Consider the following 24,385-nt stretch of genomic DNA (forward strand, 5'->3'; position numbering starts at 1 on the left):
GGTCTAGGCGCCCCGCTTGTCGTTCCCTTGGGAGAGGATCTCGCCGGCGGGAATCGCCCGGCGCCGGCCCCCGATGTCGAGCAGCAGGCTGCCATCCTCCGCGAGGCCCGCGAAGCCCCCCTTCTCCGGCAGGCCGCGCACCGCGATCGCCTCGCCCGGGTCAGGCCCGAAGCGGGACCAGGCTGTCCGCACCGGTGCGAAGCCCGCCTGCCGCTGCACCCCTACCCAATGGCCGAGCCGCGCCAGCAACCGGGCCGCGAAGCGCTCGGGCCTCTCGGCGCCGCCGAGCGTCGCGGTTGGCCGGTCGGGCAGCGCCGGAGCATGCAGCAGGTTGACGCCGAAGCCGAGCCCCAGCCAGGCGATGCCGCCCGTCGCGCTCAGCACGCTCTCGACCAGGATGCCGGCGGCCTTGCCGCCGCCGACCAGCAGGTCGTTCGGCCATTTCAGCCGCACCGCGCCCGGATCGGCGACCAGAGCGGAGGCCGCCTCGGCGAGCGCGACAGCCGCCAGCAGGCTCCATTGCGGCGCCTCCCGCGCCGGTCCGGCCGGACGAAGCAGCACCGAGAGATAGAGATTGCCCGGCGGCGAGGTCCAGCCGCGCCCGGCCCGGCCGCGCCCCGCCAACTGCTCATCGGCCAGGATCGCCAGGCCCTCGGCCTCGCCGGCCTCGGCCCGGGCATTGAGCAGATCGGCCGTGCTGGGCAGCGCGGCGTAACGCTCGAGCCGCCATGCGACAGGCGGAGCCGGCCCCCGCCCCTCGCCCGGTCCGCTCACCCCAGCAGGGCCGCGGCCGCCGCCTGCGCCGCCGCCAGCATCGGCGCCGGCCAGAGGGCGAAGAGGACGGTGAAGAGGCCCGTCCCCGCCATCACCAGGGTGAGGCTCGACGGCGCCCGGTCAAGCGACCCGGCCGGCGCGTCGAAATACATCACCTTGACGATGCGCAGGTAGTAGTAGGCCGAGACCACGCTGGTCAGCACGCCGACGACGGCGAGCGTCCAGTAGCCCGCCTGCACGGCGGCGAGGAAGACGTAGAGCTTGCCGAAGAAGCCGGCGAGCGGCGGGATGCCGGCCATGGAGAACATGAACACCGCCATCCACATGGCGGTCACCGGATCGGTGCGGCCGAGGCCGGCGAGGTCGTCGACGCCCTCCACCGCCCGGCCCTGGCGCCGCATGGAGACGAGCACCGCGAAGGTGCCGAGATTCATGAAGACGTAGATCGCCATGTAGACCAGCAGGCCGCGCAGCCCGATATCGGTGCCGACGGCGAGGCCCATCAGCGCGTAGCCGACATGGCCGATGGAAGAATAGGCCATCAGCCGCTTCAGGTTGCGCTGACCGATCGCGGCAAAGCCGCCGAGGATCATCGAGCCGAGCGAGATCAGGGTGATGACCTGCGACCACTGCCCGACGAGGTCGCCGAAGGGGCCGAGCAGCACGCGGGCGAGCAGCGCGATGGCCGCGACCTTCGGCGCCGAGGCGAAGAAGGCGGTCACCGGCGTCGGCGCGCCCTCGTACACGTCGGGCGTCCACATGTGGAAGGGCACGGCCGAGACCTTGAAGGCGAGGCCGGTGATGACGAAGACCACGCCGACCACGACGCCGGGCGAGACGCCCTCCAGCGCCGAGAAGGCCTCGCCCAGCCGGTCGAAATTCGTCGTTCCGGCGAAGCCGTAGACCAGCGTGGTGCCGTAGAGCAGCAGGCCGGAAGCGAGGGCGCCGAGGACGAAATACTTCAGTCCGGCTTCAGCCGAGCGGCCGCTGTCGCGGTTGAAGGCGGCGATGACGTAGAGCGGCAGGGAGAGCAGCTCCAGCCCGATATAGAGCGAGAGCAGGTCGTTGGCCGAGATCATGACCATCATGCCGAGCGTGGCGAAGAGCATGAGGATCGGGAATTCGAAGCGCGCCAACCCTTCCTTCTCGTTGTAGTCGAGCGAGAGCAGGATGCCGACGGCCGCGGCGGCGAGCGCCAGGAACTTCATGTAGCCGGAGAAGGCGTCCGAGACGTAGTGCCCGGAGAGCGCGGTCCCGTCACCCTGGCCGAGCACCAGCACCGCCGTCAGCAGCAGCGCGCCGACGCAGGCCATGGAGACCGGGAAGAAGGTGTCACGCTTCGGGATGACGCCCGCGGCGAGGATGACGAGGCCGGAGACGGCCAGCACCAGTTCCGGCAGGGCGAGGGTCCAGATCATCGGCTTACATCCCGGCGAGGCGGGCGGCGCCGAGCGCCGCCTCATGGCGCTGCAGCAGGGCGGCGACCGAGACCTCGAAGAAGGACAGGAAGGACTGCGGATAGACGCCCATCCAGAGCGTCAGCAGGATGAGCGGCGCGAAGACCGTGTATTCACGCGGGCTGAGATCGAGCAGCGCGCGGAGGTCCTCGCGGGTGATCCGCCCGAAGCTGACGCGGCGATAGAGGTAGAGCATGTAGCCCGCGCCCAGCACCATGCCGAGCGCCGCGCCGAAGGCGACCCAGGGATTGACCGCCCAGGCGCCGATGATGACCAGGAACTCGCCGACGAAATTCGCCAGGCCCGGCAAGCCGATCGAGGCCATGGTGAAGAGCATGAACACCATGGCGTAGGACGGCATGATCTGCGCGACGCCGCCGTAGCGCAGGATCTCGCGGCTATGGACGCGGTCGTAGAGCACGCCGACGCAGAGGAAGAGCGCGCCGGAAACCACGCCATGCGCCAGCATGGTGAAGAGCGCGCCGGAAAGGCCCTGCTGGTTGAAGGTGAAGATGCCGATCGTGACGATGCCCATATGGGCCACCGAGGAATAGGCGATCAGCTTCTTCATGTCCTCCTGCGCCAGCGCGACAAGCGAGGTGTAGACCACGGCGACGACCGAGAGGACGAAGATCAGCGGCGCGAACTCGGCCGAGGCCTCGGGCAGCAGCGGCAGGCTGAAGCGCAGGAAGCCATAGGCCCCCATCTTCAGCAGCACGCCGGCCAGGATCACCGAGCCCGCGGTCGGCGCCTCGACATGCGCGTCCGGCAGCCAGGTATGCACCGGCCACATCGGCACCTTCACCGCGAAGGAGGCGAGGAAGGCGAAGAAGATCCAGGTCTGCGCCGCGCGCGGCACCGCCTGCTCGAACAGCTCCGGGATGTCGGTCGTGCCGGCATTGTACCAGAGATACAGGATCGCCAGCAGCATCAGCACGCTGCCGAGCAGGGTGTAGAGGAAGAACTTGAAGGCGGCATAGACCCGCCGCGGCCCGCCCCAGACCCCGATGATGAGGAACATCGGGATCAGCACCGCCTCGAAGAAGACGTAGAAGATGATGAAGTCGAGGGCGCAGAACATGCCCACCATCATCGTCTCGAGGATCAGGAAGGAGATCATGTACTCGCGGACGCGGGTCTCGATCGCCTCCCAAGAGGCGAGGATGCAGAGCGGCGTCAGCGCGGTCGAGAGCAGGACGAAGAGCACCGAGATGCCGTCCACGCCCATATGGTAGCCGACGCCAAACTCGGGCAGCCAAGCGAGCCGCTCCTCAAACTGGAAGGCGGCGGTGCTGGGGTCGAACCGGACCCAGAGGATCAGGCTGAGCAGCAGGACGATGAGACTGGTCCAGAGCGCGATCCAGCGCGCGTTCCGGGCGATGACCGCATCCTCACCCCGCACGGACATGATGATGCCCGCGCCCACCAGCGGCAGGAAGGTGATGAGCGAGAGCAGCGGGAAGCCGACGGCGTTCATTCTCAGCCCACGAACAGGAAGAGGGAGACAAAGACGACGAGGCCGATGATCATGGCGAAGGCGTAGTTCGCCACGCGCCCCGTCTGCAGGCGCACCGCGCCGCGCGAGGCCTCGACCGCGAGGCTGCCGGCGCCGTTCGGCATGCCGTCGATGATCTGCGCGTCGCCGACCTTCCAGAAGACATTCGCCAGCCGGCGCGCCGGCCGCACGAAAATGGCGTCGTACAGCTCGTCGAAATACCACTTCTTCAGCAGGAAGCCGTAGAGGCCGCCCGGATTGGGCTCGGTCTGCTGCTCGGCACCCTCGGCCGGGATAAGCGGCAGGTTGCGCACCATCTCCGGCCGCGCGCTGAACATCCGGGCGAGCCGCGCCGGCAGCGCCGGCATGGCCATGTACATCACATAGGCCAGCGCGATGCCGGCGACGCCCATCACCGTTGGGGCCAGCGGCACCCAGTGCGGCACCTCATGCATCTCGTGCAGGATGTGGTTGTGCGGGCCGTTGAAGATCGCCTCGTGCCAGAACTCGTGCGCGTGCTCGCCGATGAAGAGCGGCGCGAAGAGGTAGCCGGTCAGCACCGCGCCGGCGGCCAGTACGATCAGCGGGATGAGCATGACGAGCGGACTCTCATGCACATGCTCCATTACGTGATGATCCGCCCGCGGCTCGCCATGGAAGGTGAGGATCAGCAGCCGCCAGGAATAGAAGGCGGTGAGGAAGGCCGCGGCCATGCCGAGCACCCAGGCATAGGCGGCGGCCCCGCCCCCGGCGGCGTAGGCCGCTTCGAGGATCGCGTCCTTCGAGTAGTAGCCGGCGAAGAAGGGAATGCCGGCGAGCGCGAGATTGCCGATCCACATCACCGCATAGGTGACCGGGATCTTGGTCCAGATGCCGCCCATGCGGCGGATGTCCTGCTCGTCCGACATGGCGTGGATCACGCTGCCGGCGCCGAGGAAGAGCAGCGCCTTGAAGAAGGCATGGGTGAAGAGGTGGAACATCGCCACCTGATAGGCGCCGACGCCGGCGGCGAAGAACATGTAGCCGAGCTGCGAGCAGGTGGAGTAGGCGATCACCCGCTTGATGTCGTTCTGCACGCAGCCGATCGTCGCGGCGAAGAAGGCGGTGCTGGCGCCGACGACCGTGACGACGGTCAACGCCACCGGCGCATATTCCATCAGCGGCGACATGCGGCAGACGAGGAAGACGCCGGCCGTCACCATGGTCGCGGCATGGATCAGCGCCGAGACCGGGGTCGGCCCCTCCATCGCGTCCGGCAGCCAGGTGTGCAGGCCGAGCTGCGCCGACTTGCCGCAGGCGCCGAGGAAGAGCAGCACGCCGATCAGCTCGATCGCCGGAATGCCGAGGAAGCGGTCTGCGGCATGCGCCTCGACCGCCGGGAAGATGGTGGCGAATTCGATGCTGCCGAAGATGTAGAAGGTCAGCGCCAGGCCGAGCATGAAGAACACGTCGCCGACGCGGTTGACGATGAAAGCCTTCATCGCCGCGCGGTTCGCGCTCTCGCGGTCGTACCAGTAGCCGATCAGCAGGTAGCTCGCCAGGCCGACGCCTTCCCAGCCGAAGAAGAGCTGCGCCAGGTTGTCCGCCGTCACCAGCATCAGCATCATGAAGGTGAAGAGCGAGAGATAGGCGAAGAAGCGGGCCGGCGTCGCATCATGCGACATGTAGCCGACCGAGTAGAGGTGGATCAGCGTCGAGATGAAGGTGACCATCGCCACCATGACGACCGAGAGCGTGTCGTAGCGGAGCGCCCAGGAGACCTCGAGCCCGCCGACATCCATCCAGGTCCAGATCAGCTGCACCAGCGGATGCCCACCGAGCGCGACCTGGCCGAAGGCGGCCGAGCCGCAGATGGCGGCGAGCACCATGCAGGCCACGGTCGACCACTGCGCGGCCCTGTCGCCGATCCAGCGGCCGAGGAAGCCGCTGATGCAGGCCCCCAGCAGGGGGAAGAAGATGGCACCGACAAACATGGGCTCAGCCCCTCAGGGTCGAGATATCCTCGACCTCGATGCTGCCGCGGTTGCGGAAGTAGATGACGACGATGGCGAGGCCGATCGCGGCCTCCGCGGCGGCAACGGTGAGGACGAACATGGCGAAGACCTGCCCGGCGAGGTCGTCGAGCCAAGCGGAGAACGCCACGAAGTTCAGGTTCACCGAGAGCAGGATGAGCTCGATGCTCATCAGGATGACGATGACGTTCTTCCGGTTCACGAAGATGCCGAAGATGCCGAGCACGAGCAGGATCGCACCGACCGTCAGGTAGTGGGCGAGGCCGATCTCCATCTCAGTGATGCCCCCCATGGCCATGATGGCCGGCGTCATGCGCGACCTTCGGCGCCTCCGCCTCGGGCTCCGGCGGCCGGCGGATGCCGAGCTCCTTCACCCCGGCGCCGACCGGCACCTTCTCGAGGCTGATCGTGCCGGTGCGGGCGACCTGGGCGCCGATGTTCTGGCGCCGCGTGCCCGGCCGATCGCGGTGGGTGAGGACGATGGCGCCGATCATGGCGACGAGCAGGACGAGGCCCGCCGCCTGGAAGAGATAGACATAGTCCGTATAGATGATCCGGCCGATCGCCTCGGCATTGGTCAGGCCGCCGCCCGGATTGGGCGAGAGGCGCAGATCGTCGGCCTGGTCGGCGAAGGACCAGGCGCCGAGCACCAGTACCAGTTCGAGGAAGAGGATGCCGCCGACCACCGCCCCGATCGGCGCGTAGCGCTGGAAGCCCTCCCGCAGCCGCGCGAAGTCGATGTCGAGCATCATCACGACGAAGAGGAAGAGCACCGCGACGGCGCCGACATAGACGATGACCAGGATCATCGCCAGGAATTCGGCGCCGGCGATGAGGAACAGCGCCGCCGCGTTGAAGAAGGCGAGGATGAGGAACAGGACGCTGTGGACGGGGTTGCGCGCCGTCACCACCATCACGGCGGAGGCGATCAGGATGGCGGCGAAGAGATAGAAGGCGAGCGCGGTGATCATCGCGTCCCTCCAGGCCGTTGCAGCGTCATGGCATCGTCCGGTCCGTGGCGCCGCCTGCGGCGCGTGAATCAGAAGGCGGGCCGCTTGCGGCGGCCCGGGGAAATTCAGCGGTAGGGAGCATCCAGCTCGAGGCGCTTGGCGATCTCCGCCTCCCAGCGGTCGCCGTTCGAGAGCAGCTTCTCCTTGTCGTAGAGCAGCTCCTCGCGCGTCTCGGTGGTGAACTCCAGATTCGGCCCCTCGACGATGGCGTCGACCGGGCAGGCCTCCTCGCACATCCCGCAATAGATGCACTTCACCATGTCGATGTCGTAGCGCGTCGTCCGCCGGCTGCCATCGGCCCGCGGCTCGGCCTCGATGGTGATGGCCTGGGCCGGGCAGACCGCCTCGCAGAGCTTGCAGGCGATGCAGCGTTCCTCGCCGTTCGGGTAGCGGCGCAGCGCGTGCTCACCCTTGAAGCGGGGCGAGATCGGGCCCTTCTCATAAGGGTAGTTGAGGGTGACCTTCGGCTTGAAGAAATACTTCAGCGTCAGGGCCATGCCGGCGACGAGCTCGGACAGCAGCAAGCTCCGGGCGGCGCGATCGAGGGTAGCCATCGTCGTCGATCCTTATGCCGGCAGCCAGCCGGTGAGCTTGAGCACCGCCGCCGTCAGCACCAGCCAGACCAGGCTGAAGGGCAGGAACACCTTCCAGCCCAGCCGCATGAGCTGGTCGTAGCGGTAGCGGGGGAAGGTCGCGCGGACCCAGATGAAGGTGAAGAGGCAGAGGCAGATCTTCAGGGCGAACCAGACCGGCCCCGGAATCCAGATGAAGGGCTCCACCGCCAGCGGCGGCAGCCAGCCCCCGAGAAAGAGGATGGTGGTCAGCGCGGACATGAGGATCATGTTCGCGTATTCGCCGAGGAAGAAGAGGGCGAATGACATCGAGGAGTACTCGACGAAGAAGCCCGCGACCAGCTCGCTCTCGCCCTCGGGCAGGTCGAAGGGCGCCCGGTTCGTCTCCGCCAGCGTGCTGATGAAGAAGATGACGAACATCGGGAAGAGCGGCAGGAAGAACCAGACCGTCTCCTGCGCCTTGACGATGGCCGTCAGGTTCAGCGAGCCGACGCACATCAGCACGGTCACGATGACGAAGCCCATCGAGACCTCGTAGCTGACCATCTGCGCCGCCGAGCGCAGCGCCCCGAGGAAGGCGTATTTCGAATTCGAGGCCCAGCCGGCGATGATGATGCCGTAGACGCCGAGCGAGCTGATGGCGAAGAGATAGAGGATGCCGACATTGATATCGGCGATCGCCCATCCCTCGTTCACTGGGATCACCGCCCAGGCCAGCATGGCGAGCAGAAAGGTGAGCATCGGCGCGAAGAGGAAGAGGTAGCGATTCGCGCCCGAAGGCACGATCGTCTCCTTCATCAGCATCTTCAGCGCATCGGCGAAGGGCTGCAGCAGGCCGAAGGGCCCGACCACGTTCGGCCCCTTGCGGAGCTGCATCGCGGCCAGGACCTTGCGCTCGGCATAAGTCAGGTAGGCGACCGCGATCAGCACCGGCACCAGCAGCGCCAGGGTCTGCGCCAGGGTGATCGCCAGGATGCCGACCGGCGTGGCGAGGAAGCCGTCCATCGCCCCTACTCCGCCGCCAGCTGGACCTGCGCCGCGCCATAGACGCGCGCGCATTCGGCCATGGTGTCGGAGGCGCGGCTGATCGGCTCCGCCTGCCAGTAATTCGTCGCGGCCGGCGCGAAGCCCGCCTCGGTCAGCGCGCCGACATCGCCCGTCGGTCCCGTCATATCCGTGCAGCCATGCGCCGCGAAGCCGCGCCCGGCGAAGACCGGATTGGCCTCGGCGAGCCGGGCCCGCACCGCATCCAGCGAATCATAGGGCAGCCGCTTGCCGAGCAGTTCGGAGGCGGCGCGGATGATCTTCCAGTCCTCGCGCGCCTCGCCCGGCGGATAGACCGCCAGCCGCCCATGCTGCACGCGCCCCTCGGTGTTCACCCAGGTCGCGTCCTTCTCGGTATAGGCGGCGCCGGGCAGGATCACGTCGGCCCGCGCCGCCACCGCCTCACCGTGATGGCCCTGATAGATGACGAAGGCACCGGCCGGGATCGCCGCCGGATCGACCTCGGCGCCGAGCAGCCACAACGCCTCCGTCGCCGGCGAGACCGCCGCGCCGTCCGCGGGCGGGACGAAGCCGAGATCGAGCGCCGCCACCTGGCCGCCGAACTGGTGCAGCAGGTTGAAGCCGTGCCAGTCGGCCTGCAGCATGTTGTTCTCGGCCGCGATCTTCCAGGCCGCCGCCAGGATCGCCGCGCCATCCGGCCGGGTCAGCGCGCCGCGGCCGAGGATCAGCATCGGCCGCTTCGCCGCGCGCAGCACCTCGTTGAAGCGATGCCCGCCCTCGGCGAGGATGCGGAGCGTCCGCCCCCCCTCCCCCAGCCAGTCCTGCGCATAGGTCAGGTCGAGCCCGCGCGGTCCGATGAAGCCGACCGGGAAGCCGCCGGCCACCACCCGCTTGCGGATGCGGGCATTCATCACCGGCGCCTCGAGCCGCGGATTGGCGCCGATGATCAGCAGCGCATCCGCCTCCTCGATGCCGGCGATGCCGGTGTTGAAGGTGTAGAAGTCGCGCCGCGAGGCATCGATCGCCGCGCCGTCGGAGCGGCATTCCAGGTTGCGGCTGCCGAGCGCGCCCATCAGGTCCTTCAGCGCGACGATCGCCTCGGCATCGGCGAGGCCGCCCGCCACCGCGCCGATCCGCTCGCCTGGCAGGCCCTTCAGCCGCGCCGCGACGGCGCCGAGCGCCTCGCTCCAGCTCGCCGGCCGCAGCCGGCCATCGACCTTGATCCAGGGCCGGTCGAGCCGGCGCCGCTTCAGCCCGTCGAAGGAGAAGCGGCCGCGATCGGCCATCCACTCCTCGTTCACGTCGTCATTGGTGCGCGGCAGGATGCGCAGCACCTCGCCGGCGCGGGTGTCGATGCGGATATTGGTGCCGGTCGCGTCCAACACGTCGATGCTGTCTGTCTTGCGCAGCTCCCAGGGCCGCGAGACGAAGGCATAGGGGCGCGAGGTGAGCGCGCCGACCGGGCAGATATCGATCAGGTTGCCGGAGAGCTCGGTGGTCAGCGCCTTCTCGACATAGGTGCCGATTTCCATGTTCTCGCCGCGATTGGTCGCGCCGAGCTCCGGCACGCCCGCAACCTCGGTCGCGAAGCGCACGCAGCGCGTGCACTGGATGCAGCGGGTCATGATCGTCTTGACCAGCGGCCCCATGTACTTGTCCTTGACCGCGCGCTTCTCCTCGAGATAGCGGCTCTTGTCGAGGCCGTAGGCCATGGCCTGGTCCTGCAGGTCGCACTCGCCGCCCTGGTCGCAGATCGGGCAATCCAGCGGGTGGTTGATCAGCAGGAATTCCATGACGCCGCGACGCGCCCGGCGCACCATCTCGCTATCGGTAAAGACCTTCATGCCGTCGGCGACCGGATAGGCGCAGGAGGCGATGGGCTTCGGCGCCTTCTCCACCTCGACCAGGCACATGCGGCAATTGCCGGCGACCGAGAGACGCTCGTGGTAGCAGAAGCGCGGGATCTCCTTGCCGGCCGCCTCGCAGGCCTGCAGCACGGAGACGCCGTTCGGCACCTCCACCTCGATCCCGTCGACCGTGACCTTCGCCATCGGGGCTTACTCCGCCGCCATCGGCAGCGTGGGCTGCGGCGAGCCCTTCGCGGCCTTGTAGGCGGCAATGCGTTCTTCCATCAGCGGCCGGAAATGCCGGATCAGCCCCTGCACCGGCCAGACGCCGCCATCGGCCAGGGCGCAGATCGTGTGCCCCTCGATCTGCCGCGTCACCTGCTCGAGCACGTCGATCTCCGCCACCTCGGCCCGGCCCTCGACCATGCGGTCCATCATCCGCTTCACCCAGCCCATGCCCTCGCGGCAGGGGGTGCACTGGCCGCAGCTCTCATGCTTGTAGAAGGCGGAGAGCCGGGCGATCGCCTTGATCAGGTCGGTGGACTTGTCCATGACGATGACGCCCGCGGTGCCGAGGCCGGTCTTGTGCTCGCGCAGCGCGTCGAAATCCATCAGCACGTCGTCGCAGACCGGCTTCGGGATCAGCGGCGTGGAGGAGCCGCCGGGGATCACCGCCAGCAGGTTGTCCCAGCCGCCGCGCACACCGCCGGCATGCCGCTCGATCAGCTCGCGCAGCGGGATCGACATCTCCTCCTCCACATTGCAGGGCTTGTTCACATGGCCCTGGATGCAGAAGATCTTGGTGCCCGAATTCTTCGGCCGGCCGAAGCCGGCGAACCAGGCGCCGCCGCGGCGCAGGATGGTCGGCACCACCGCGATGGTCTCGACATTGTTCACCGTCGAGGGGCAGCCATAGAGCCCGACCGCCGCCGGGAAGGGCGGCTTCAGCCGCGGCATCCCCTTCTTGCCCTCGAGGCTCTCGATCAGCGCCGTCTCTTCGCCGCAGATATAGGCGCCGGCGCCGCGATGCACGTAGAGATCGAAGTCCCAGCCGCTGCCGCAGGCATTCGGGCCGAGCAGCCCGGCATCATAGGCTTCGTCGATCGCCGCCTGCAGCACCAGATGCTCGTTATAATACTCGCCGCGCACATAGATGTAGCCGGCATGCGCGCCCATGGCGACGCCGGCGAACAGGCAGCCCTCGATCAGCGTGTGCGGATCGTGCCGCAGGATGTCGCGGTCCTTGCAGGTGCCGGGCTCGGACTCGTCCGAGTTCACCACCAGGTAGTGCGGCCTTCCGTCCGACTGCTTCGGCATGAAGGACCATTTCAGCCCGGTCGGGAAGCCCGCGCCGCCGCGGCCGCGCAGGCCGGAATTCTTCACCTCCTCGATGATCCAGTCGCGCCCCTTGGCGATCAGCGCGCCGGTCCCGTCCCACTGCCCGCGCCGCCGAGCGGCCGGCAGCCGCCAGTCATGCAGGCCATAGAGATTGGTGAAGATGCGGTCCTTGTCGCTCAGTGCCATCGCATCACTCTCCCGGCACGTCCAGCAGCGTCTGCGGCCCGCCCTCCGGCGCGCTGGTCTGCCGCCCGATCGTCGAGCCGGGCGCCGGCCGCTCGCCGCGCCGCAGCGCCTCGATCAGCTGCACCGTGCGCTCGTAATCCATGTCCTCGTAGTAGTCATCGTCCACCTGCAGGATCGGCGCGTTCACGCAGCCGCCGAGGCACTCGACCTCGCTCAGCGTGAACATCCCATCCTCGCTGGTCTGGCCGTAGCCGGCGACATGCGCCGCATCCTTGCAGGCGTGGAAGACCTCGTCCGAGCCGCGCAGCCAGCAGGGCGTGGTGCCGCAGACCTGCAGGTGGAAGCGCCCGATCGGCTTGGTGTTGAACATGAAGTAGAAGCTGGCGACCTCGTAGACCCGGATCGGCGCCATGCCGAGCCGCGCCGCGACCGCATCCATGCCCTTCAGCGGCACCCAGGCGCTGTCGGTCTGCCGCTTCATCTGCCGCTGCACCACATAGAGCAGCGGGATGACGGCGCTGGCCTGCCGCCCCGGCGGGTAGCGCTTCAGGATGGTCTCGATCGCCGCATTGCTCTCGGCGTCGAACTCGAAGCTCGCCGGCTGCGCAACCTCATGGGCGGTGGATATGTCGACCATCAGCGATCGATCTCCCCGAAGACGATGTCGAGCGAGCCGATGATCGCCACGGCATCCGCGAGCATATGCCCCTTGGACAGCGCCTCCATGGCCTGCAGATGCGCGAAGCCGGGCGCCCGAATCTTGCACCGATAGGGCCGGTTGGTGCCGTCGGCGACCATGTAGACGCCGAACTCGCCCTTCGGCGCCTCGGTCACCGTATAGGTCGCGCCCTCCGGCACGTGGTAGCCCTCGGTGTAGAGCTTGAAGTGGTGGATGAGCGCCTCCATCGAGCGCTTCATCTCCGCCCGCTTCGGCGGCGTGATCTTGTTGTCCGGGATCTTGACCGGCCCCGGCTTGAGGCGCGCCAGGCACTGCTCGACGATGCGAAGCGACTGCCGCATCTCCCAGATCCGCACCAGATAGCGGTCGTAGCAGTCGCCATGGCGGCCAACCGGGATGTCGAAGTCGAGATCGGCGTAGATCTCGTAGGGCTGCGCCTTGCGCAGGTCCCAGGGCACGCCGGAGGCACGGATGCAAGGGCCGGAGAAGCCCCATTCCATCGCCTGCTCGGCGCTCATGACGCCGATATCGACGGTGCGCTGCTTGAAGATGCGGTTGCCCGAGAGCAGCCCCTCGAGATCCTCGAGGAATTTCGGGAAGCTCCGGCACCAGTTCGCGATGCGCTCCTCGAGCGCGGGCGGGATGTCCTTCGCCACGCCGCCCGGCCGGAAGTAGTTCACGTGGTAATGGCTGCCGCCCGCCGCCTCGTAGAATTCCAGCAGGTGCTCGCGCTGCTCGAAGCCCCAGAGCGAAGGGGTGATGGCGCCGCAGTCGAGCGCATAGGTGGTGACGTTCAGCAGGTGGTTCAGGATGCGCGTCAGCTCGGCGAACATAGTGCGGATCACCCGCGCCCGCTCCGGCACCTGGTCCTCGACACGCAGCAGCCGCTCCACCGCCAGGGCGAAGCTGTGCTCCATGCACATGGGCGAGACGTAGTCCAGGCGGTCCATATAGGGCAGCGCCTGGAGGTAGGTCTTGTACTCGATCAGCTTCTCGGTGCCGCGATGCAGCAGGCCGATATGCGGATCGGCGCGTTCCACCACCTCGCCCTTCATCTCGAGGATGAGGCGCAGCACGCCATGCGCCGCCGGATGCTGCGGGCCGAAATTGATCGTGTGGCTGTCGACCTCGATGGTCCGGCGCTCGGCGGAGATGCCGGTCGCCGACGACAGGCTGGCGGGATCGGCGGCCGCGCTCAGCGGCCCTGCCTCGGACGCCATCGCGGAACTGCCGCTCATGGGATCGACCCTTCCGGCTTCGGCCCTTCGATTCGGTTCAGATGCACCTTCTCGTCGCCCGGCAGCGTGGTCATCCCTTCCCAGGGGGAAAGGAAATCGAAATTGCGGAAATCCTGGGTGAGCTTCACCGGCTCGTAGACGACCTGCTTGCGCTCCTCGTCGTAGCGCACCTCGACATAACCGGTGAGCGGGAAGTCCTTACGCAGCGGATGCCCCTCGAAGCCGTAATCGGTCAGCAGACGGCGCAGGTCGGTCTGGCCGGCAAAGACGATGCCGTACATGTCCCAGGCCTCGCGCTCGTACCAGGTGGCGACGGGCCAGATGGCGGTGACGGAGGGCACCGGCGTCGCCGCATCGGTCGAGACGATGACGCGGATGCGCTGGTTCAGGCTCAGGCTGAGCAGGTTGTAGACCACCTCGAAGCGCTCCGGCTTCTCCGGCCAGTCCGTGCCGCAGATGTCCATGCACTGCTCGAAGGCGAATTGCCCGCCGTCGCGCAGCAGCATCATGGTCTCGATCAGCCCCTCGCGGCGGACGCGCAGCACCAGCTCCTGGCCGCGCTCCACCTCGAGCGATTCGACGGTCCCGTGCGGCAACGCCATGCGCACGGCCTCGCCCAGCGCCTGCAGCGCGGCGCGCTTGTCGCTTGCCTCAGCCACGCAGGATGGTCCCCGTCCGGCGGATCTTCTTCTGCAGCTGCAGGATGCCGTAGACCAGCCCCTCTGCGGTCGGCGGGCAGCCCGGCACGTAGACATCGACCGGCACGATGCGGTCGCAGCCGCGCACCACGCTGTAGGAATAATGGTAGTAGCCGCCGCCATTGGCGCAGCTGCCCATGGAGATCACCCAGCGCGGCTCGCTCATCTGGTCGTAGACCTTGCGCAGCGCCGGGGCCATCTTGTTGGTCAGCGTGCCGGCCACGATCATCACATCCGATTGCCGCGGCGAGCCGCGCGGAATGATGCCGAAGCGGTCGAGATCGTAGCGCGCCATATAGGCGTGGATCATCGGCACCGCGCAGCAGGCCAGGCCGAAGGTCATCGGCCAGAGGCTCCCCGTCCGCGCCCAGTTCACGACCTTGTCGAGATTGGCGACGACGAAGCCCTTCTCCTCGATCTCACCGGTGATGCCGCGCACCACCGCTTCCTGGGCCGGGCCGGGCACTAGGTGCTCGCGGTTCCAGGCCACCGTATCGATCGCGCCCGGCGAGGTGGCGCTCTCCGTGTTCCCGCTCATGCTCTTCTCCGGTTGGGGGCGGCTCGCGCCGTCACTCCCAGTCCCCGTCACTCCCAGTCCAGGGCGCCCTTGCGCCATTCGTAGATAAAACCGACCGTCAGGACGCCAAGGAAGGCGATCATCGAGAAGAAGCCGAACCACCCGATATCGCCGAGCGCGACCGCCCAGGGAAAGAGGAAGGCCACCTCGAGATCGAAGATGATGAAGAGGATGGCCACGAGGTAGAAGCGCACGTCGAAGCGCCGGCGCGTGTCGTCGAAGGGCTCGAAGCCGCATTCATAGGCCGACAGCTTCTCGGGATTCGGCTTCTGCCGTGCCAGCAGCATGCTGCCCCCCACCATCGCCGCGGCGATCCCGCCGGCGATGACGAGGAAGACAAGAATCGGGAAATATTCGGCCAGCAGCGGCTGGTTCATCGTAACTCCGCCCCTCGTGGCGCCATGACCGCCATGGGGGGTGCCCGGCGAGGCACCCTGGCGGGCCGTGCCCCGGCCGTTGCCGCAGCGCAGCGTGGGCGGACATTAGCCACGCGCCGAGCATTTCGCATAGGGGGCAGGACAGCTTTCTCAGGCACAGGGTCGTGTTTTTCGCCAGGCCAAAATCGGGCTTGGCAGGACAACCCTGGACACGACAACGGCGCCTCCGCCCGATGGCGAAAGGCGCCGTTCTGCGTCGCGTGGCGCGAGTGACGGGGCTCGAACCCGCGACCTCCGGCGTGACAGGCCGGCGCTCTAACCAACTGAGCTACACCCGCTTGCGACGTGGCCGCGGTGTATGCCGCGGACGGTGGGGTGTCAACAGCCCAGCGCTAATACACCGCCACGAAGCGTGGCGGCCCGATCGTCAGCAGCGGCCAGTAGGTCAGGCCCCACCAATAGCTGCGCGTCGCCGCCGCCTGCAGCGCGTAGCTGCGCTGCGCCACCTGCCAGGCGGCCCGCTCGGCCTGCGCCGCCTGCGTCACCCCGGGCAGCAGCCGCCGCGCCTCGGCATTGCCTGCCGCCGCGGCGCGGGACAGCCAGGACTGCGCCTCCTGCATGTCCTGGCCCTGCTCCTCGAGCCCGGTCATGTAGAGCCGCCCGAGCGCGAGCTGCGCCGGCACCACGCCCTGATCGCCCGCGCGGCGCATCCACTGGATCGCCTGATAGGGCTGGCGCGCCGTGCCCTCGCCGCGGAAATACATCAGCGCCAGGTTGTATTGGCTCTCCGGCACGCCGCCCTCCGCCGCCTGGGCGAACCAGCGAAAGGCCTCGCCGGGATCGCGCGGCAGGCCGCGGCCATCGAGGGCGCGCACGCCGAGCTGATGCGCCGCCTGGGCGACGCCGCCCTCGGCGGCGCTGCGCTCGAGCGCGATCGCCCGCCCCTGCCCGCCTGGCGCCTGCCCCTGCTCGGTCAGCCGCGCCAGGCGGAAGGCGGCGAAGGGCATGCCGGCCTCCGCAGCCTGGGCGTAGAGCCGCGCCGCCTGAGCGGGCTGGCGCCCCAGGCCGCCGGCGCCGGCCTCATAGGCCTGGCCGAGCCGATAGGCGGCGCCGGCATCGCCGGCAGCGGCCGCCGCCCGCAGCGCGGCGACATCCTCGCCGCGATAGGCATCCGGGTCCTGCTGCCGGCTCGTGCGCGGATCCTCGCCCACCGCCTGCACGAGCGCCGCCTTCGGCTGGTCGCGGCAGCCGGCCTCGTCGCAGACCCGCACCATCGGGCCGAAGCCGCTGCCGCCGCGCTGGCCAGCGCAGCCGGCCAGCAGCGCGAGAGGCAGGGCCAGGGCCGCGAGCGTGCGGCCCCGCCCCTCAGCGGACCTGCAGCCGCCCACCGGTGCCGAGCCCGCCGCGGACATCCTGCGCCCGGTAGCCGCGCACCGCGACAACCAGCTTGTTGTAGGCGTCGACGAAGGCGGCGACGGTCGCCTGGCCGGCCGGCGTCCGCTGGTAGCCGCCGAGCGCGCCGCCCGCGCCGACGCCGAAGCCGGCGAGCAGCGCCCCGGCATTGGTGGCGGTCGAGGAGCCCTCCGAGGCGGCCACCTGCACGCCGCTGCGCATGTCGAAGAGCGACATCGTCACCGAGGTCGAGGATTGCGACAGCGCCGCGCCGGCCGCGCCGATGGCGAGCCCCGCCCAGCCGCCGATGCCGCCGCCGAGCCCGCTGGTGTTGACGTTGGAGAAGAGCACCGCCGGCTCGAGGAAGTAGTCGGCGGCGACGCGCTGGCCGCGCTGCATGCGCGAGCCGGCGCGGTACTCGCCGCTGTTGCGCATGTCCTCGACCATGCCGCGCATGCGGCCCTCGAGCCGGCTGTTGCCCATGGAGGTGATGACGAAGCAGTTGGACTGCTGCACCACCAGCCGCACCATCGGCTCGATGGTGGTGATCTGGGTCCGTGCCGTGAAGGGCCCCCACCAGGCCTGCTCGCGTCCATCGTCCACCGCGAGGGTGCCGAGGGATTCGCTGCAGCGCTCGAGATTGGCATCCGCCCCGACGCTGGTCGCGCCGCCGGTGGCGCCGGTCACCGGCCCGCCGCCGGTGCCCTGCTGCACGCAGCCTGCCAGTCCGAAAGCGGCGAGCGCCGCCATGCCGACCCGCCTACCCGTAACGCGTAAGCCCGCCATCTTGTCCTGTCTCCCCCTGGGGTGGTCCGATGCGGGGATGATCATGCCTTCGGCATGAATCGCGCTCGTCACAAACCAGAGAGATAGGCAACCATTCTGCGCTTATCGACTGCGGGTGTCGGAACCCGGGCGCCATGGGCGCTGAGGGATTCGAACCCCCGGCATCTTCGGTGTAAACGAAGCGCTCTACCGCTGAGCTAAGCGCCCCTGGGCGGCCGCAGCATGCCCCGGCGGAAGGCAAAACTGAAGGCCCTTCGGCGCGGGCCCGCGGCCGCGCGGGGGGTGTGCCGCAACGAAGAAGGGCGGGCCTTGCGGGCCCGCCCCATCCTCGATCTCAGTGCGGCAGGACCGGCTTCGCCCCGTCGCCATCCGCCGGCCGCGGCGTCGGCGGCTCCGGCGGCTCCTCCCAGTCGATCGCCTCCGGCTTGCGGACCAGCGCGCTGGCGATCACTTCGTCCACATGCGAGACGGGGTGGATGGTCAGCCCCTTCTTCACGTTGTCGGGGATGTCCGCAAGATCCTTCTCGTTCTCCTTCGGGATGAAGACCGTGGTGACGCCGGCCCGCAGCGACGCCAGCAGCTTCTCCTTCAGCCCGCCGATCGGCAGCACCCGGCCGCGCAGCGTGATCTCGCCGGTCATCGCCACGTCCCGGCGAACCGGGATGCCGGTGAGGACGGAGACGATGCTCGTCGCCATGGCGATGCCGGCAGACGGGCCGTCCTTCGGCGTCGCCCCTTCCGGCACGTGCACATGGATGTCGCGCCGGTCGAACAGCGTCGGCTTCAGCCCGAAGCTGGTCGCCCGGCTGCGGACATAGGACATCGCCGCCGAGACGCTCTCCTGCATGACGTCGCCGAGCTTGCCGGTGTGCTGGATCTTGCCCTTGCCCGGCACGGTGACGCTCTCGATCGTCAGGATCTCGCCGCCGACCTCGGTCCAGGCCAAGCCGGTCACCACGCCGACCATGTCCTCCGCCTCGGCCTCGCCGTAGCGGAACTTCCGCACGCCGGCGAATTTGTCGAGGTTCTTGACGGTGATCTGAACCTTCTTCGCCTTCTTCGAGACGATCTCGCGCACCGCCTTGCGGGCCAGGCCGCCGATCTCGCGCTCGAGGTTCCGCACGCCGGCCTCGCGCGTGTAGTAGCGCACGAGGTCGCGCAGGGCGTCCTCGCTCACCGACCACTCGCCCTCCTTCAGCCCGTTCGCCTCGGACTGCTTCGGCATCAGGTGGCGCTTGGCGATCTCCACCTTCTCATCCTCGGTGTAGCCGGGGATGCGGATGATCTCCATGCGGTCGAGCAGCGGCTGCGGCATGCGGAGCGAGTTCGCCGTGGTGACGAACATCACGTCCGACAGGTCGTAATCCACCTCGAGATAGTGGTCGGCGAAGGTGGCGTTCTGCTCCGGATCCAGCACCTCGAGCAGCGCCGAGGACGGGTCGCCGCGCCAGTCGGCGCCGAGCTTGTCGATCTCGTCGAGCAGGAAGAGCGGGTTGGAGGTCTTCGCCTTCTTCATGCCCTGGATGACCTTGCCGGGCATGGAGCCGATATAGGTCCGCCGGTGGCCGCGCACCTCGGCCTCGTCCCGCACGCCGCCGAGCGACATGCGGACGAAATTGCGCCCCGTCGCCTTGGCGATGGACTTGCCGAGCGAGGTCTTGCCGACGCCGGGCGGGCCGACGAGGCAGAGGATCGGGCCGCGGATCTTCGGCGAGCGCGACTGCACCGCCAGGTACTCGATGATCCGCTCCTTGACCTTCTCGAGGCCGTAGTGGTCGGCGTCGAGCACCTTCTCCGCCTCGACGACGTCGTTGCGGACCTTGCTGCGCTTCTTCCAGGGAATGGAGAGCATCCAGTCGAGGTAGTTGCGCACCACCGTCGCCTCGGCGCTCATCGGGCTCATGGTCCGCAGCTTCTTCAGCTCGGCCATCGCCTTCTCGCGCGCGTCCTTGGAAAGCTTGGTGGCCTTGATCTTGGCCTCGAGCTCGGCGGCCTCGTCCTTGCCGTCCTCGCCCTCGCCCAGCTCCTTCTGGATCGCCTTGAGCTGCTCGTTCAGGTAGTACTCGCGCTGCGTCTTCTCCATCTGCCGCTTCACGCGGTTGCGGATGCGCTTCTCCACCTGCAGGACGCCGATCTCGCTCTCCATATGGGCGAAGACCCGCTCCAGCCGCGCGGCGGTGCCGGCGGTCTCCAGCAGCTCCTGCTTCTCGGGGATCTTCAGCGAGAGATGCGCCGCGACGGTGTCGGCGAGCTTGTTCGGATCGTCGATCTGGTTGATCGAGACCAGCACCTCGGGCGCGATCTTCTTGTTGAGCTTGATGTATTGCTCGAACTGCCCGACCACGGTGCGCGCCAGGGCCTCGGTCTCCGGCGCGGTGCCCGCGGGCTCGTCGAGCGGCGCCGCAAAGGCCTCGAAATGCGTCTGGGTTTCCTTGTAGCCGGCGATCCGCGCGCGCTTGCCGCCCTCCACCAGCACCTTCACGGTGCCGTCCGGCAGCTTCAGCAGCTGCAGCACGGTGGAGACGGTGCCAACCTCGTACAGGTCGTCGGCGCCGGGATCGTCCTGGGCGGCATTCTTCTGGGCGACGAGCAGGATCTGCTTGTCGTCGCGCATCACCGCTTCCAGGGCCCGCACCGATTTCTCGCGGCCGACGAAGAGCGGCACGATCATGTGGGGGAAGACGACGATGTCGCGGAGCGGCAGGACGGGAAGCAATTCGCCGCGGAGAGTTTCGGGCTTGTCCGCCATTGTGGACCTCGCTGAAGGACAGTCGATGCCGGAGCCACCCGCAAGCGGCATGGTTCCGGGCATCACGGGACTGCGAATTAGATGGGACTCCGGCGTCCCCTCGCAATCCCTTGAATTTCCGGCGGCCCTGTCAGCAGGGCCGGCGCGCCGCCCGGATCAGGCCGAGCTCTGCTCGGCGGCGCGCTCGCCATAGATGAAGAGCGGCGTGGCCCGGCCCTCGGCCACTTCGCGGTTCACCACAACCTCGTCCACGTCGTCGAGCCCGGGCAGGTCGAACATGGTGGAGAGCAGGATCGCCTCCATGATGGAGCGGAGGCCACGGGCGCCGGTCTTGCGCTGGATGGCGCGGGTGGCGACCGAGCGCAGCGCGTCCTCGGTGAAGGTGAGCTTCGTCCCCTCCATCTCGAACAGGCGCTGGTACTGCTTGACGAGGGCGTTCTTCGGCTTGGTCAGGATCTCGACCAACGCCTTCTCGTCCAGGTCCTCGAGGGTCGCGACCACCGGCAGGCGGCCGATGAATTCGGGGATCAGGCCGAATTTCAGCAGGTCCTCCGGCTCCACCTCGCGCAGCACGGCGCCGGCGCGGCGCTCGTCCGGCGAGCGCACCTCGGCGCCGAAGCCGATGCCCGAACCCTTGCCGCGCGAGCCGATGATGCGCTCGAGGCCGGCGAAGGCGCCGCCGCAGATGAAGAGGATGTTGGCGGTGTCGACCTGCAGGAATTCCTGCTGCGGGTGCTTGCGGCCACCCTGCGGCGGGACCGAGGCGACCGTGCCCTCCATGATCTTCAGCAGCGCCTGCTGCACGCCCTCCCCGCTCACGTCGCGGGTGATGGAGGGGTTGTCCGACTTGCGGCTGATCTTGTCGACCTCGTCGATATAGACGATGCCGCGCTGCGCCCGCTCGACATTGTAGTCGGCGGCCTGCAGCAGCTTCAGGATGATGTTCTCGACATCCTCGCCGACATAGCCCGCCTCGGTCAGCGTCGTCGCATCCGCCATGGTGAAGGGCACGTCGAGGATGCGGGCAAGCGTCTGGGCGAGCAGCGTCTTGCCCGAGCCCGTCGGGCCGAGCAGCAGGATGTTCGACTTGGCGATCTCGACGTCGTTGTTCTTCGCGCCGTGCGCCAGCCGCTTGTAGTGGTTGTGGACCGCCACGGAGAGGACACGCTTCGCATGGTCCTGGCCGATCACGTAGTCATCGAGGACCTTGCAGATCTCCTTCGGAGTCGGCACACCGTCCCGCGACTTCACGAGATGCGTCTTGTGCTCCTCGCGGATGATGTCCATGCACAGCTCGACGCATTCGTCGCAGATGAACACGGTGGGTCCGGCGATGAGCTTGCGGACCTCGTGCTGCGACTTGCCGCAGAACGAGCAGTAGAGGGTATTCTTCGAGTCGCCGGACTTGCTCATGGGCACTCCGCCTGGATGGGCCGGCCAGGGCTGCCGGCGCCTTCTCCTCGGGGAAGGCGCGGACCGCCCGGGCCCTGCCCCCCGTCGCCGAGGGGGGGCCTGGGGTGGGACTGTAGCCCCCCTGTCATCGGGGGGGAAGCATGACAGAGGCCGGTTGGGGGGCCACGCACCAACCGGTGCGACAACATCCTGTCAGAATGTCACCGCCGGCGGAACAGGATCGCGGCCAAACCCAATGTCTCAGGATTGCGACATCCCGAGGGCTCAGGACTTCGGCGCTTCCAGGCCGGGCGCGGGAGGACGCTCCTCGACCACCTGGTCGATCAGCCCGAAATCCCGGGCCTCCTCGGCCGACATATAGGTATCGCGCTCCAGCTTCCGCTCGATCGCCTCGATGGGCTGGCCCGTGTGCTTCACATAGATCTCGTTCAGCCGCTGCCGCAGCTTCAGGATCTCGCGGGCCTGGATCTCGATGTCGGTCGCCTGGCCCTGCGCCCCGCCGGAGGGCTGGTGCACCATGATCCGGCTGTTCGGCAAAGCGAAGCGCTTGTCCTTGGCGCCGGCGGTCAGCAGCAGCGAGCCCATGGAGGCCGCCTGGCCGATGCAGACCGTGCTCACCGGGGAGCGGATGTACTGCATCGTGTCGTACATCGCGAGGCCCGAGGAGACCACGCCGCCCGGGCTGTTGATGTAGAAGGCGATGTCCTTGTTGGGATTCTCGCTCTCGAGGAAGAGGAGCTGGGCGCAGATCAGCGAGGAAACCTGGTCGAAGACCGGCCCGGTCAGGAAGATGATCCGCTCCTTCAGCAGGCGCGAATAGATATCGAAGGCCCGCTCGCCCCGCGCCGTCTGCTCGACGACCATCGGAACCAGGGTGTTGTTGTAGACCTCGACCGGATCACGGTCCCGCATGGTGCAACCTTTCCCTCTCCCGGCCCGCCGGCCCGGCCGTGGGGCCGGGCTGGCCAGGACGGCGATCCGGCGCGGCGGCCGGACCTCTCCTTGGCAATGTGGGGCAAGCCAGGGCCGGCCGGAAGTCCCCGCCGGATGGCGGGGTTGCCGGCGGCGATCCGGCCGGCAAGGCGGCGGCCCGACGGGGCCGGTCCGTCACCCCGCGCTCGGGCATCAGGCTGTGGCGGGCGCGGTCAGGTCCTCGGGCGAGACCTGCCGCTCGGTCACCTGGGCGAGTTCCAGCATGAAGTCCACCACCTTCTCCTCGAAGATGGGGCTGCGCAGGTTGTCGGCCGCCTGCGGGTTCTTGCGGAAGAACTCCATCACCTGCTGCTCCTGCCCCGGGTAGCGGGAGGCTTCTTGCCGCATCGCCCTTGCCAATTCGTCACCGCTGACGCTGATGTTGTTGGTCCGGCCGATCTCGGAGAGCAGCAGGCCGAGCCGGATGCGCCGCTCGGCGATGCCGCGATACTCGGCCTTCAGCGCCGCCTCGTTCTTGCCCTTGTCGTCCTCGTCGAGGTTGCCGGCCTTCATGTCGGCCTCGACCCGCTGCCAGATCTGGGCGAACTCGGATTCGATCATCCCCTCCGGCACCGGGAAGTCGGCCCGCTCTGCCAGCGCATCGAGCAGCGCCCGCTTCACCTTCAGCCGGGACAGGTTGTCGTATTCCTGGGCGAGGCTGCCGCGGACCGCCTCCTTCAGCGCGTCCAGCGTCTCGAAGCCGATCGACTTCGCCATCTCCTCGTCGACCGGCGGCGTCACCGAGCGCTTCAGGCCCTTGGCCGTCACCGTGAAGGTCGCCTTCTTCCCCGCCAGCTCCTTCGAGCCGTATTCCTCGGGGAAGGTCACCTTCACCTCGCGCACCTCGCCCGGACGCATGCCGGTGAGCTGCTCGGTGAAGCCGGGGATGAAGCCGGGGCCGTCCACCTCGACCGGCATGTCGTTGGCGGTGCCGCCCGGGAAGGGCTCGCCCGGCCCCTCCTCGCCCTCGGCCGGGTCGAGCCGGCCGACGAAGTCGCAGACCAGGACCTCGCCCTTCTCGGCCGCCTTCTCGGTGATGTCCTCGAGCTTGCGGTTGCGCGAGGCGATGGTCTCGAGCGCCTTCTCGACCTGCTCCTCCGAGGGCTCGGCCTTCAGCCGCTCCACCGCGATGCCGGAGAAGTCGGGCATGGGGATCTCGGGCAGCACCTCGAGCTCGACCTTGAACTCCAGATCGGCCTCGGGGGCGAAGTTCACCAGCTCGATCTTCGGCTGCAGCGCCGGGCGCAGGCCGCGATCGGTCACCACCTGGTCGGTGGCCTTGTTGACCGACTGCTCAAGCACCTCGCCCATCACGGCCTGGCCGTAGCGCTGCGCCACCACCTTGGCCGGCACCTTACCGGGGCGGAAGCCAGGCAGGCGCAGGTCGCGGCCGAGCTCCGCCAGGCGCTTCTGGCGTTCGGCGGCGATGTCGCCCGCGGGGACCACCACCGTATAGGCCCGCTTCAGCCCCTCGTTCGCGACCTCGGTCACCTGCATCGTACTGTCCACCCTGGAGAAAGGTCCTGCCAGCCGGCCGGGGTCTCCTGCCCCGGCGGGCGATGATGGGCCATTGGCGAGGCGGTGGTGCGGGCGGAGGGACTTGAACCCCCACGGCTTGCGCCACTGGAACCTAAATCCAGCGTGTCTACCAATTCCACCACGCCCGCCCCGGGCCCCGGAAGGGGCGCTGTCTAGCGCAGGGGAAGGGGCTTTCCAAGGATGCCTGGGGCGACGAGGCCGCTGCCTCTCCCATGGCGCTGCCCACCGCCTCTCCCACGGCGCCCGGTGCCAGCCGCAGCACAACGCCA

The 24,385-nt window shown here is 68.4% G+C and carries 21 protein-coding genes and 3 tRNA genes; all 24 read right to left on the reverse strand.

The features are described 5' to 3' along the window. Positions 1 to 3 precede the first annotated feature (3 nt). Complete coding sequence (locus HJG45_RS12310) at positions 4 to 774, reverse strand: biotin--[acetyl-CoA-carboxylase] ligase (RefSeq protein ID WP_171612411.1); 771 nt, start codon at positions 772 to 774, stop codon at positions 4 to 6. After that, entirely contained in the window at positions 771 to 2,192 is a 1,422-nt protein-coding gene (gene nuoN, locus HJG45_RS12315; protein WP_171612412.1) for an NADH-quinone oxidoreductase subunit NuoN, read from the reverse strand. Before nuoN ends, HJG45_RS12310 begins: the two co-directional genes overlap by 4 nt. A 4-nt stretch (positions 2,193 to 2,196) precedes the next feature. Continuing rightward, a complete protein-coding gene (locus HJG45_RS12320; RefSeq protein WP_171612413.1) occupies positions 2,197 to 3,708 on the reverse strand; it encodes an NADH-quinone oxidoreductase subunit M in 1,512 nt (503 codons plus the stop codon). A gap of 2 nt (positions 3,709 to 3,710) precedes the next feature. Further along, positions 3,711 to 5,699: an NADH-quinone oxidoreductase subunit L gene (gene nuoL, locus HJG45_RS12325; protein ID WP_171612414.1), complete on the reverse strand. Its 1,989-nt coding sequence runs from the start codon at positions 5,697 to 5,699 to the stop codon at positions 3,711 to 3,713. A gap of 4 nt (positions 5,700 to 5,703) precedes the next feature. After that, positions 5,704 to 6,012 carry an NADH-quinone oxidoreductase subunit NuoK gene (nuoK, locus tag HJG45_RS12330; protein ID WP_171612512.1) on the reverse strand — a complete coding sequence of 103 codons (309 nt, stop codon included), beginning with the start codon at positions 6,010 to 6,012 and terminating at the stop codon, positions 5,704 to 5,706. 1 nt (position 6,013) lies between these two features. Continuing rightward, on the reverse strand, positions 6,014 to 6,709 hold the full coding sequence (locus HJG45_RS12335) for an NADH-quinone oxidoreductase subunit J (RefSeq protein ID WP_171612415.1): 696 nt from the start codon (positions 6,707 to 6,709) through the stop codon (positions 6,014 to 6,016). A 104-nt stretch (positions 6,710 to 6,813) separates the two neighbouring features. Then, positions 6,814 to 7,302, reverse strand: a complete 489-nt coding sequence (nuoI, locus tag HJG45_RS12340) for an NADH-quinone oxidoreductase subunit NuoI (RefSeq protein WP_171612416.1) — start codon at positions 7,300 to 7,302, stop codon at positions 6,814 to 6,816. Positions 7,303 to 7,314: 12 nt separating this feature from the next. Beyond that, the gene (nuoH, locus tag HJG45_RS12345) at positions 7,315 to 8,325 is read right to left on the reverse strand and encodes an NADH-quinone oxidoreductase subunit NuoH (RefSeq protein ID WP_171612417.1); all 1,011 of its coding nucleotides are present in this window, start codon (positions 8,323 to 8,325) and stop codon (positions 7,315 to 7,317) included. Positions 8,326 to 8,330: 5 nt separating this feature from the next. Continuing rightward, the gene (nuoG, locus tag HJG45_RS12350) at positions 8,331 to 10,376 is read right to left on the reverse strand and encodes an NADH-quinone oxidoreductase subunit NuoG (RefSeq protein ID WP_171612418.1); all 2,046 of its coding nucleotides are present in this window, start codon (positions 10,374 to 10,376) and stop codon (positions 8,331 to 8,333) included. 6 nt (positions 10,377 to 10,382) lie between these two features. Then, a complete protein-coding gene (gene nuoF / locus HJG45_RS12355) occupies positions 10,383 to 11,696 on the reverse strand; it encodes an NADH-quinone oxidoreductase subunit NuoF (RefSeq protein WP_171612419.1) in 1,314 nt (437 codons plus the stop codon). A gap of 4 nt (positions 11,697 to 11,700) precedes the next feature. Then, a complete protein-coding gene (locus HJG45_RS12360) occupies positions 11,701 to 12,333 on the reverse strand; it encodes an NAD(P)H-dependent oxidoreductase subunit E (protein ID WP_171612420.1) in 633 nt (210 codons plus the stop codon). After that, positions 12,333 to 13,613, reverse strand: coding sequence for an NADH-quinone oxidoreductase subunit D (locus HJG45_RS12365; RefSeq protein WP_254452467.1), 1,281 nt, complete (start codon positions 13,611 to 13,613; stop codon positions 12,333 to 12,335). Before HJG45_RS12365 ends, HJG45_RS12360 begins: the two co-directional genes overlap by 1 nt. Next, positions 13,610 to 14,272 carry an NADH-quinone oxidoreductase subunit C gene (locus HJG45_RS12370; protein ID WP_368040571.1) on the reverse strand — a complete coding sequence of 221 codons (663 nt, stop codon included), beginning with the start codon at positions 14,270 to 14,272 and terminating at the stop codon, positions 13,610 to 13,612. The genes HJG45_RS12365 and HJG45_RS12370 overlap by 4 nt, the downstream gene beginning before the upstream one ends. Continuing rightward, entirely contained in the window at positions 14,265 to 14,849 is a 585-nt protein-coding gene (locus HJG45_RS12375) for an NADH-quinone oxidoreductase subunit B family protein (RefSeq protein WP_171612422.1), read from the reverse strand. Before HJG45_RS12375 ends, HJG45_RS12370 begins: the two co-directional genes overlap by 8 nt. Before the next feature lie 47 nt (positions 14,850 to 14,896). After that, positions 14,897 to 15,265, reverse strand: coding sequence for an NADH-quinone oxidoreductase subunit A (locus HJG45_RS12380; protein ID WP_171612423.1), 369 nt, complete (start codon positions 15,263 to 15,265; stop codon positions 14,897 to 14,899). Between the two features lie 261 nt (positions 15,266 to 15,526). After that, positions 15,527 to 15,603, reverse strand: a tRNA-Asp gene (locus HJG45_RS12385). A gap of 54 nt (positions 15,604 to 15,657) precedes the next feature. Continuing rightward, entirely contained in the window at positions 15,658 to 16,653 is a 996-nt protein-coding gene (locus HJG45_RS12390) for a tetratricopeptide repeat protein (protein ID WP_171612424.1), read from the reverse strand. Then, the gene (locus HJG45_RS12395) at positions 16,631 to 17,407 is read right to left on the reverse strand and encodes a CsgG/HfaB family protein (RefSeq protein ID WP_217362907.1); all 777 of its coding nucleotides are present in this window, start codon (positions 17,405 to 17,407) and stop codon (positions 16,631 to 16,633) included. The genes HJG45_RS12390 and HJG45_RS12395 overlap by 23 nt, the downstream gene beginning before the upstream one ends. Positions 17,408 to 17,578: 171 nt before the next feature. Continuing rightward, positions 17,579 to 17,650, reverse strand: a tRNA-Val gene (locus HJG45_RS12400). A 127-nt stretch (positions 17,651 to 17,777) separates the two neighbouring features. Next, a complete protein-coding gene (gene lon, locus HJG45_RS12405) occupies positions 17,778 to 20,192 on the reverse strand; it encodes an endopeptidase La (protein WP_171612426.1) in 2,415 nt (804 codons plus the stop codon). A 156-nt stretch (positions 20,193 to 20,348) separates the two neighbouring features. Further along, entirely contained in the window at positions 20,349 to 21,605 is a 1,257-nt protein-coding gene (gene clpX / locus HJG45_RS12410; RefSeq protein WP_171612427.1) for an ATP-dependent Clp protease ATP-binding subunit ClpX, read from the reverse strand. 264 nt (positions 21,606 to 21,869) lie between these two features. After that, on the reverse strand, positions 21,870 to 22,517 hold the full coding sequence (clpP, locus tag HJG45_RS12415; RefSeq protein ID WP_171612428.1) for an ATP-dependent Clp endopeptidase proteolytic subunit ClpP: 648 nt from the start codon (positions 22,515 to 22,517) through the stop codon (positions 21,870 to 21,872). A gap of 213 nt (positions 22,518 to 22,730) precedes the next feature. Continuing rightward, complete coding sequence (gene tig / locus HJG45_RS12420; RefSeq protein WP_171612429.1) at positions 22,731 to 24,074, reverse strand: trigger factor; 1,344 nt, start codon at positions 24,072 to 24,074, stop codon at positions 22,731 to 22,733. Between the two features lie 85 nt (positions 24,075 to 24,159). Next, positions 24,160 to 24,244: transfer RNA gene (locus tag HJG45_RS12425), tRNA-Leu, on the reverse strand. Positions 24,245 to 24,385: the final 141 nt, after the last annotated feature.

The organism is Roseicella sp. DB1501, assembly GCF_013112485.1.
Lineage (GTDB): Bacteria > Pseudomonadota > Alphaproteobacteria > Acetobacterales > Acetobacteraceae > Paracraurococcus.

Coding starts and splice junctions, on each gene's coding strand:
- nuoN (WP_171612412.1), bottom strand. CDS start 2,192: ATGATCTGGACCCTCGCCCTGCCGGAACTGGTGCTGGCCGTCTCCGGC.
- HJG45_RS12320 (WP_171612413.1), bottom strand. CDS start 3,708: ATGAACGCCGTCGGCTTCCCGCTGCTCTCGCTCATCACCTTCCTGCCG.
- nuoL (WP_171612414.1), bottom strand. CDS start 5,699: ATGTTTGTCGGTGCCATCTTCTTCCCCCTGCTGGGGGCCTGCATCAGC.
- nuoK (WP_171612512.1), bottom strand. CDS start 6,012: ATGGAGATCGGCCTCGCCCACTACCTGACGGTCGGTGCGATCCTGCTC.
- HJG45_RS12335 (WP_171612415.1), bottom strand. CDS start 6,709: ATGATCACCGCGCTCGCCTTCTATCTCTTCGCCGCCATCCTGATCGCC.
- nuoI (WP_171612416.1), bottom strand. CDS start 7,302: ATGGCTACCCTCGATCGCGCCGCCCGGAGCTTGCTGCTGTCCGAGCTC.
- nuoH (WP_171612417.1), bottom strand. CDS start 8,325: ATGGACGGCTTCCTCGCCACGCCGGTCGGCATCCTGGCGATCACCCTG.
- nuoG (WP_171612418.1), bottom strand. CDS start 10,376: ATGGCGAAGGTCACGGTCGACGGGATCGAGGTGGAGGTGCCGAACGGC.
- nuoF (WP_171612419.1), bottom strand. CDS start 11,696: ATGGCACTGAGCGACAAGGACCGCATCTTCACCAATCTCTATGGCCTG.
- HJG45_RS12360 (WP_171612420.1), bottom strand. CDS start 12,333: ATGGTCGACATATCCACCGCCCATGAGGTTGCGCAGCCGGCGAGCTTC.
- HJG45_RS12365 (WP_254452467.1), bottom strand. CDS start 13,613: ATGAGCGGCAGTTCCGCGATGGCGTCCGAGGCAGGGCCGCTGAGCGCG.
- HJG45_RS12375 (WP_171612422.1), bottom strand. CDS start 14,849: ATGAGCGGGAACACGGAGAGCGCCACCTCGCCGGGCGCGATCGATACG.
- HJG45_RS12380 (WP_171612423.1), bottom strand. CDS start 15,265: ATGAACCAGCCGCTGCTGGCCGAATATTTCCCGATTCTTGTCTTCCTC.
- HJG45_RS12395 (WP_217362907.1), bottom strand. CDS start 17,407: ATGGCGGCGCTCGCCGCTTTCGGACTGGCAGGCTGCGTGCAGCAGGGC.
- lon (WP_171612426.1), bottom strand. CDS start 20,192: ATGGCGGACAAGCCCGAAACTCTCCGCGGCGAATTGCTTCCCGTCCTG.
- clpX (WP_171612427.1), bottom strand. CDS start 21,605: ATGAGCAAGTCCGGCGACTCGAAGAATACCCTCTACTGCTCGTTCTGC.
- clpP (WP_171612428.1), bottom strand. CDS start 22,517: ATGCGGGACCGTGATCCGGTCGAGGTCTACAACAACACCCTGGTTCCG.
- tig (WP_171612429.1), bottom strand. CDS start 24,074: ATGCAGGTGACCGAGGTCGCGAACGAGGGGCTGAAGCGGGCCTATACG.